This window comes from Candidatus Methylomirabilota bacterium (assembly GCA_035936835.1).
Taxonomy (GTDB): Bacteria; Methylomirabilota; Methylomirabilia; order Rokubacteriales; family CSP1-6; genus AR37.
Window position 1 is genome coordinate 1 of the sequence record DASYVT010000054.1, and the last position, 8,469, is coordinate 8,469.

7 protein-coding genes are annotated in these 8,469 nt (G+C 71.3%); 6 read left to right on the forward strand and 1 reads right to left on the reverse strand.

Annotated elements, in window-relative coordinates; all coding sequences use genetic code 11:
* From VGV06_04465 to VGV06_04490, 6 genes are all read left to right on the forward strand, one after another.
* Positions 1 to 1,049 (forward strand): tetratricopeptide repeat protein (locus VGV06_04465; GenBank protein HEV2054412.1); only part of this gene is annotated, 1,049 nt, incomplete at its 5' end.
* On the forward strand, positions 1,046 to 2,860 hold the full coding sequence (locus tag VGV06_04470; GenBank protein ID HEV2054413.1) for an FkbM family methyltransferase: 1,815 nt from the start codon (positions 1,046 to 1,048) through the stop codon (positions 2,858 to 2,860). The genes VGV06_04465 and VGV06_04470, both read left to right, overlap by 4 nt.
* A gap of 1 nt (position 2,861) precedes the next feature.
* The gene (locus VGV06_04475; GenBank protein HEV2054414.1) at positions 2,862 to 3,563 is read left to right on the forward strand and encodes an SAM-dependent methyltransferase; all 702 of its coding nucleotides are present in this window, start codon (positions 2,862 to 2,864) and stop codon (positions 3,561 to 3,563) included.
* Positions 3,564 to 3,566: 3 nt separating this feature from the next.
* Complete coding sequence (locus VGV06_04480) at positions 3,567 to 5,342, forward strand: glycosyltransferase (protein HEV2054415.1); 1,776 nt, start codon at positions 3,567 to 3,569, stop codon at positions 5,340 to 5,342.
* Entirely contained in the window at positions 5,342 to 6,424 is a 1,083-nt protein-coding gene (locus VGV06_04485) for a glycosyltransferase family 4 protein (protein HEV2054416.1), read from the forward strand. Before VGV06_04480 ends, VGV06_04485 begins: the two co-directional genes overlap by 1 nt.
* A gap of 14 nt (positions 6,425 to 6,438) precedes the next feature.
* Positions 6,439 to 7,215: a PD-(D/E)XK nuclease family protein gene (locus VGV06_04490; protein ID HEV2054417.1), complete on the forward strand. Its 777-nt coding sequence runs from the start codon at positions 6,439 to 6,441 to the stop codon at positions 7,213 to 7,215.
* On the opposite strand, the gene hemG is transcribed toward VGV06_04490, so the two are convergent.
* On the reverse strand, positions 7,212 to 8,469 hold a 1,258-nt coding region (gene hemG / locus VGV06_04495; protein ID HEV2054418.1), incomplete at its 5' end, for a protoporphyrinogen oxidase. The two genes, VGV06_04490 and hemG, sit on opposite strands and share 4 nt — an antisense overlap.

Genomic DNA, 8,469 nt, shown 5'->3' on the forward strand with positions numbered 1-8,469 from the left:
TCGCGCTCCAGACGGAGAATCCGCTGCTCTACCGCTCGATGGCGGTGCTCGCGCTGGCCGGCCCCGAGCCGCGCGTCACTCTCGCGCTTGAGGCGGGCCGCGCCGCCGCGGAGCGCGATCCCTTCCTGCTCCCGGGGCTCGTCGACCGCCTGGCGCCCTTCGCGCTCACGGACGCGCAGTGGACGGCGCTCGTGCCGCCCTCACCCGTGGACCACGTGGACCTTGCGCGCCACCTCGAGTCCCGCGGCCTGCTCCACGAAGCGCGTGTCCTCTATGCGAGCGCGCTCGAGGGCGCCTCGGCCGCCGAGGAACCGGTGATCCGCTGGATGCTGGCGCGCCTGCTGCTCGGCGTCCATCGCCCGGCCGAGGCCATGGTCCAGGCGGATGCGGCGCTCGCCAAGTCGTCCGGCAACCCCGAACTGCTCCTCGTCCGCGCTCAGGCGCTCGAGGCGCTCAAGGCGCCGGGCTCGCTCAACGCCTACCGTGCCGCCGTCGCGAGCGCGGAGGGCCGGAGCGGGCTGGTGTTCCCCACGGAATCCCCGCGGCTTCAGGCCATCGCCGCCGAGCGGCTCGGGCGCGACGCGCGGATCTCCCCTGCCCGCTACCGCCGCGCGCTGGCCCAGCGGTTGACCGACGAGCGGCGGTGGGAAGCCGCGCGGGACGAATGGGAGCGGGCCGGGACGGACGGGCCCCTCGACGCGCAGGGAGAGTTCTCGCGGGGTCTCGCCCTCGAGGCGACCGGAGACCCCGCGCGCGCCCTCGAGGCCTTCCGTCAGGCCGCCACGCTCGACCCGACGCGCACGGCCTTTCGCGCGCGTCTCGCCACGCGCCTGTGGGAAAATGACCAGTACATGCAGGCCATCGCGGAGTGGCAGACGATCGCCGGCCTGGAGCCCGGCAACGTAGAGGCCCACCTGGCGCTGGCCCGCGCCTATCTCAAGGCGGGTGACCGCGGCCGCGCGCTGGGCGAGTACCGCCGGGTGCTCGTCCTTGCGCCCGGCCACGCCGAGGCGCGGCAGTCGGTCGCACGCTTAAGCGGCATCCCATGACAGCAACATCGCCAAGCCCCTCCTGCACGGTTGTCATCTGCACCCGCGACCGGCCGGAGCTCTTGGATCGCTGCCTGGACGCGGTGACGCGCCTGCACTACCCACGATTCAGCGTCCTCGTGGTGGACAATGCTCCGACGACGACTGAAAGCCGTGACATCGCCAAGCGCTGGAGTGTCGACTACGCGCTGGAACCGACAGCCGGCCTCAGCCGCGCACGGAACCACGGGGCCCGCTCCGCCAGCACAGAGATCGTCGCCTATCTCGATGACGACGCCGTCCCGCGGCGCGATTGGCTCACCCGCTTGGTCGCGGAGTTCGATGACCAGCGGACCATGGCCGTGGCCGGGCGCATTCTCCCGCTCACGGCAGACGCTGCAACGGAACCGCCGTCCCGCTGGACCGGAAGCCTCGACCGTGGGAGCGTTCGCCGTGCCGTCACCCTCGCTCATCCCCTGTGGTTCGAGCTGGCGAACTTCGGCGGGATCGGCAGCGGCGGCAACATGGCCTTCCGGCGGTCCGCGTTCGAGGTCTGGCTGGGCTTCGACGAGCGCCTTGGCCGCGGCGCGGCCATCGGGTGCGGCGAGGATTACCTCGCGTTCTTCTCTCTCGTCGAGCTGGGCTACCAGGTGGTCTACGCACCTGGGGCCGTGGTTAGCCATCCGGATCGACCCGACGTCGAGAAACGTTGGTCCCAGTATATGCGGGACGTCACGGCCTCCGCAGGATACGTCACCCTGCTCTTCGTCGAAAAGCCTCGGTATCGCGGCAGGCTGGTGCGCTACGTCGTCGGGTGGCTGCGCGGCGCGCCCCGGCCTTGGCGGCGCCCGGACTCCGGGCCGTCGGCAGTGCTGCCGTCCCGCTGGAGGATGACGGTCGCCCGACTCGCCGGCATCACGCTCTACGCACGCTGCCGGCTCCGGTCTCATCGAGCCGACGCCGCAGGTCCCGGGGCACGCGTACCCCGCGCGGCCGGGGGTCGAGGTCCTGGACGCGGCCCGTTGAGCAGATTGTCGCGACGCGCGGGCGACTACCTGCGGGCGAGCAGGATGCTCGCGCGGGCCGGGGCGACGCTCCCCAGCATCCTGCTGTTCCCCGTGAGGCGCCGGCTCAGACACCCCCGCAGCCAGATCGTCCTCAGAAGCGGCGCTTCGCTCGCCGCACCGGTGGACGAACCGTTGCTGGGTCTGATCCAGGAGATCTGGGTGGACCGGTGCTACGCCGCCGACGAGCCGGACACGCCGTCTGGAGGGGTCATCGTCGACATCGGCGCGCACGTCGGTGTCTTCACGGCGTGGGCGGCCACGCAGTACAGGGGGCTGCGCGTCGTCGCTCTGGAACCGTCGTCGCGGATGTGCGCCGCCTTGCGCGAGAACGTTGCGGCCAGTCGTCTCCACGATGTCACCATCGTCCAGGCGGCCTGCGGGGCCAGGGCCGGGGAAGCCGCGCTCTACTCCCGGGGCGCCGAAGGGATGAACTCGCTGTACCAGAAGGACAACTACGGGAGCACGTTCCGGAGCCTCGAGACCGTGCAGGTCATGACGCTCGACGAGGTGTTCCGCCGCTTCGCGATCGAGCGCTGCGCCCTGCTCAAGCTCGACTGCGAAGGCGCCGAGTACGACATCCTCTTCAACGCGGCGGACGTCACCCTGGCCCGCGTCGAGCGCATCGCCATGGAATACCACGTCGGGCTCGCTCCCGGCAGTCCCGAGGCGCTTCGCGAGTTTCTGGCCGCCCGAGGCTTCGCCGTGCGCTGCTCGCCCCTCGCCGACGAGGAAGGCGGCTATCTGCACGCTGTGAGGCGGCGCTGACGTGAGCCTCCGCCGGGCTCTGGGCCGCGTCCCCTTTGCGCGGAGCACGTGGCATCTGGCGCGTGAGCTCGAGCGGCTCGTCCTTTACAGCGCGGCGCGGGCCCGCGCGGACGACGAGCAGGAGTTCGCGCGCACCCGGGATCCGTGGGCCTTCGAGACGGACCCGGTAGCCGGGCGCGACCGCTTCAACCGCGAGCTGGTCATGCTCGACGCCGTCGCTCGCGGCGTACGCTTCTCACGGGCGCTGGAGATCGGCTGCGCCGAAGGCATGTTCACAGAGGCGCTCGCCCCCCGCTGTGACCAGCTCCTCGCCGTGGACATCTCGCATGTCGCGCTGGAGCGGGCCCGCGCACGGTGCGCGTGGGGCTCCCACGTGCGGTTCGCGGAATGGGACCTCCGAACCGATCCCCTGCCCGGTTCCTTCGACCTCGTGGTCTTCGAAGGCGTCCTCGACTGCTTCTGCCAGCCCTGGGTCTTCCGGGCTGCCCGGGACAAGGTTGTCTCCGCTCTCGTCCCGGGCGGGCATCTGCTCGCCGGCAACCCGCGGCAGACCGGAGTGACCGAGGGCGCGTGGTGGGGCCGGTTCCTCGTCCGCGGAGGCAAGTGGATCGACGCGGCCCTCTCGGAGCACCCTGAGCTCAGCGTCGTGTCCAGGGTCTGGGAACCCGGCTACGTAGACACGCTCTTCCGCAAGGCCGGGTGAGCCGTGGGCGCTGCGGCTCCGCTCATCTCGGTCGTCATCCCGACGTACAACCGCCAGGCATTGCTGGCGCGCACCCTGCCGACTGTATTCGCCCAGGACATGGCCGCCGACGACTATGAAGTCATCGTGGTCGTTGACGGCTCCACGGATGGTTCGGCCGACTGGCTTCGCGGGCTCGCGTCCCCGGTCGCCTTCCGTGTGCTGGAGCAGCCGAACCGGGGGCCGGCAGCGGCGCGGAATGCGGGCGTGGCCGTCGCGCGCGGAGGCATCGTGCTCTTCCTGGACGACGATATCCTCTGCGGTCCCACCCTATTGCGGGAGCACGCCGCCGCCCACGACGGCCCGGAGAGCCGCATGGTCTTCGGGCAGGTGCTGGTGGCCGCGGACAGCCCGGACTCCCTCGCCACGGACCGGACGCGCCAAGACACCACCGGGTGGGTCGCGAGGGTCGACCGAGACAAGGAACCCGGCTGGCCCTATGACGCCATCGTCGATGCGAACAGCTCCGTGCCGCGCGCCGCGTTGCTCGAGTGTGGCGGCTTCGACGAGCGGTTCGGACGCCAGCGCGAGACCGCCGACCTCGGTCTCCGACTGTGGGCCATGGGGATCAGGTTCCACTACCGGCCCGGCGCAGTCGTGCACCTGGTCTACGTCAAGTCATCGAAGGACATCGTTCGCCGTGATGCCAGGGAGTACGGCAGGCACTCGGTCCTCCTCTGCCGCAAGCACCCCGTGTATCGCCCGTACTCGGCCGTGGCGGGCCAGGGCCGAGGCCCGTGGTGGCGCCGCGGGCTCCGGAGCGCCGCGCTCCGCCTTCCCGTGTCGCCGGAGCCGGTGCTCCGGGGACCCGTTTGGGTCGCGGAGCGCCTGCGCCGGCACCGCGCCTTTCGCCGTTTGGGCATCAAGCTCCTTACGATGCAACATTCCATCGTCCTCCTGCGCAGCGCCGCGCGGGAGACCGGGTCCTGGCGGGCACTCCGCCGCGAGTTTGGTGCCACGCTGCCGATCCTCCTCTACCACCACGTCGGGCCGCCGCGCCCGGGTACATACCCGGAGCTGACCATCTCGCCGGAGCGTTTCGAGCAGCAGGTCCGCTGGCTCGCGAGCCACGGCTACGTCGGCATCAGGCCGAGCGACTGGCAGGCGTGGCGTCTCGGCGCCGGCACCCTGCCCGATAAGCCGGTGCTGCTGACGTTCGACGACGGCTACGCCGACCTGGCCGAGTTTGCGCTGCCCGTCCTCGAGCGCCACGGCTTCGGCGGCGCGGTCTTCGTGGTCACCGGCGAAGTCGGGGGCACCAACCGCTGGGACGAGGAGCAGGGCGCCGGCACCCATCGCCTGATGAGGGCGGACCAGATACGCGAGTGGAGCGCGCGGGGCATCGAGATCGGCGCTCACAGCCGCGCCCACTCGAATCTGACCGAGCTGAGCGATGCTGACCTCGCCTCGGAGCTGTCCGGCTGCGCGAGCGACCTTGCGGATCTCCTCGGCAGGCCGCCGGCGGCCTTCGCCTATCCCTACGGGTACTACGACGAGCGCGTGACAGAACGAGTGCGGCAGGCCTTCGATCTCGCGTTCACGTGCGACGAGGGCATGAATGACCTGCGCACCGATCCACACGTCCTGCGACGGACCATGGTCCAGCCAGGCGATGTGTGGCCTGACTTGGGCCTCCGCGTGCGGCTGGGATGGAGCCCGATCGAGCGCCTGCGCGGGCGCCTCCGCCTGCGCACCCGGATGGCCGCCACCGTCAAGCGGCTGGGCATCCCAGTGCGCTGATGCCCATTGAGGTCCTTCACATCCTGGGCAGCGCGGCCCTGGAAGGGACCGGGATCGCCCGCATGGTCTCCACCCTTGCTGCGGGGCTCGATGAGCGAGAGTACCGCCTCCACGCGTGCTTCCTCGGCGCCGACGGGCCGCTGGCCGCCGAGCTCGCGCGATCCGGGATGAGTGTCCACGCGCTCGACTGGCACCGCGGCGCCCGCGATCTCGCCGGCGCGCGCCGCTTCTGGCGCCACCTCCGGTCGGAGCGCTTCTCCATCATCCACAAGCATGTCGGAGGCCGCTCGGTGCGCTGGGTCGCGCGCGCTGCCACTGACGCCGCGTTAGTCGCGCATGTGCACGGGAGCGTGGTGGAGGAAACGGGCGCGCTCGTGGCGCCGCTCAGACCCGGCGACGCCGACGCCGTCATCGCCACCTCGGGGGCGGTGGCCCGGCATGCCGGCTACCGTGGGGCGCGCGTGGTCTATCCCGGCGTGCCGATCGACGATCACGCCGGCGGAATGACGAGGCCGGCGGCCGGCCGAACAGCGAGCGTGATCGGCGCCGCGGGACGCCTCGTGCGCCTGAAGGGACACGCGGACCTCCTTCGCGCCGCGGCGCTCCTGCGGCCGGGCTGGCCGGCGCTCCGCGTCGAGATAGCAGGCGAGGGACCCGAGAGGCCGGCGCTTCAAGACGAGGCGCGACGGCTTGGGCTCGAGAGTCAGGTGACGTTCCTGGGCTGGCAGACGGACATGGGCGCGGCGCTGGCGCGGTGGGACGTGCTCGTGCAGCCGTCCCTCGACGAAGGCTTCGGGCTGGCCGCGCTCGAAGCCATGGCTGCCGGGCTGCCGGTCGTCGCCACCCGGGTCGGCGGTCTGCCGGAAGTTGTGGAAGAGGGCTCGACGGGGCTCCTCGTGGCGTCGGCGGATCCGTCAAGCCTGGCCACGGCGCTGGAACGTCTCCTGCGGAATCCCGATCTCGGGAGCGCCATGGGAGCCGCAGGGCGCGAGAGGGCAAGAGCGCACTTCTCGGTGGAACGCATGGTCACGTCGATCGCCGAGATCTACGCGAGCCTTGCCGGCCGCGCGCCTGCCGCCTGAGGTATCGACAACCCGTGCCTGTCTACTCGCATTCGCGGCTCGGCGTCTACGAGACCTGCCCGCGGCAGTACCGCTTCCAATATGTGGACAAGGTGCCGGTGCCCGAGGTCAGGACGGTGGAGATGTTCCTGGGCAGCCAGGTTCACTCGGCGCTGGAAGATCTCTACCGCGACGTGACGCGCGGGAAGGTCCCGCCCCTCGACGCCATCCTCGACGGCTATCGCGCGCGCTGGGCCGAGGAGTGGACAGAGGACATCGTGATCCGGCGCGAGGGCGCGTCGGCCGGCGAGTACCGCCTCCAGGGCGAGGGGCACCTCGCGTCCTACTACGGCCGCTATCACCCGTTCGACGGCGAGCGCACCGTGGCCGTCGAGCGGCGCGTGATGTTCCCGCTCGCAGAAGCGCGGAAGATCTGGATGCAGGGATACGTGGATCGCCTCTCGGTCACGCGGGACGGCCTCTGGCAGATCCACGACTACAAGACGGGACGCTGGGTGCCGACGCAGGAGGACCTCGACCGTGACCGCCAGCTGGCGCTCTACCAGATCGGCATCCAGCGAGACTTCCCGCGCGAGGCGCGGCGCGTCGAGCTGGTCTGGCACTACCTGGCTCACGATCTCGAATTGCGCTCCCGCAGAGAGCCCGAGGCCCTCGAAAGCCTCGCGGCCGAGACGCTCGCCCTGATCGACACCATCCAGGCCGACACAACCTTCGAAACCGTCACGGGCCCTCACTGCGACCGCTGCTCCTACCGCAGTATCTGCCCCGCCTGGGGGCCGGCCCAGCCTTAAGCGCCGGCGGGCGCCAGAAATCGCTCCGCGGCTTCTTCGCCGGAGCGGACGCAATCGGAGATGCCGACGCCGCGGTAGGCGCCGCCCACGAGGGCGAGCCTTGGGTGGGCGCGAAGACAGCCCTCGATGGCCTCGACGCGGGCCAGATGCCCCACGTGGTACTGGGGCATGGCCTTGGGGTAGCGGCTCACGCGTGAGAAGAGCGGCGGCGCCGTCACTCCCAGCAGCTCGCCCAGCTCGGCGCGCGCGACACGCGTCAGCGTCTCGTCGTCCCCGTCGAGGATGCTCTCGTTCAGCGCGCCGCCCATGAACACGCGGAGCAGGGCGAAGCCGTCCGGGGCGCGGCCGGGGTACTTCACGCTCGAGAAGGTGCAGGCGATGATGGGACGCCGCTCGATCTGCGGCACGACGAAGCCGAAGCCGTCGAGCGGGTGCGGGATGTCGGCGCGCCGCCAGCCGAGCGTCACCGTCGCCGAGGACGCGTACGGAATGCCGTCGAGCAGGTGCGCCAGGCCTGGGTCCGTGTAGCGCAGCATGCGCCCGGCCTGGTGCGACTCGGTGGCGATGATGACCGCATCCGCCGTCGTCGGCGGGCCGTCCCGGAGGTCGAGCCGCCAGCCCGAGCCCTCGCGCGCGACATCGGTGACGCGGGCTTTGAGCCGGATGGCGTCGGAGGGCAGGTGGGCACCCAGGGCGCGGATGAGCTCCTCCATCCCTTCGGCCAACGTCACGAAGAGCGACCATCGCGCACCGCTCGCGCCGGCCGCTTCCGCGGGCGCCCGCCGCGCCCCGCGCCAGAGCCCGAGGATCAGACTCCGCTCCCTCCGCTCGAGCTCGAGGAAGCGCGGCATGGTGGCAGCGAGCGAGAGCGCGTCGGGATCGGCCGTGTAGATCCCCGCCACGAGCGGCTGGGCTACCCGCTCGAGCGCCTCGCTTCCGAGCCGGCGCGTGACGAAGGCGCCGAGGCTCTCGTCGGGATCGCCGCCCCGAGGCAGGATGAGATCCATCGCCATCCTGAGCTTGCCGGGCCAGGAAAAGAGGCCCGAGCGGATGAATGGCCCGAGCCGCGTCGGCGCCAGGAGCTGGAAGCCGTCCGGCAGCGGGTGGAGACGTCCGCGGAAAGCGACGTAGGTGCGGCGGAAGCGGTCATCGGTGCGCACGAGCCGGTCTTCGATGCCGAGCCGCTTGCAGAGCTGGAGCGCCCACGGCTTCTCCGAGAGGAAGGAGTCAGGGCCGCACTCGACGAGGAACCCT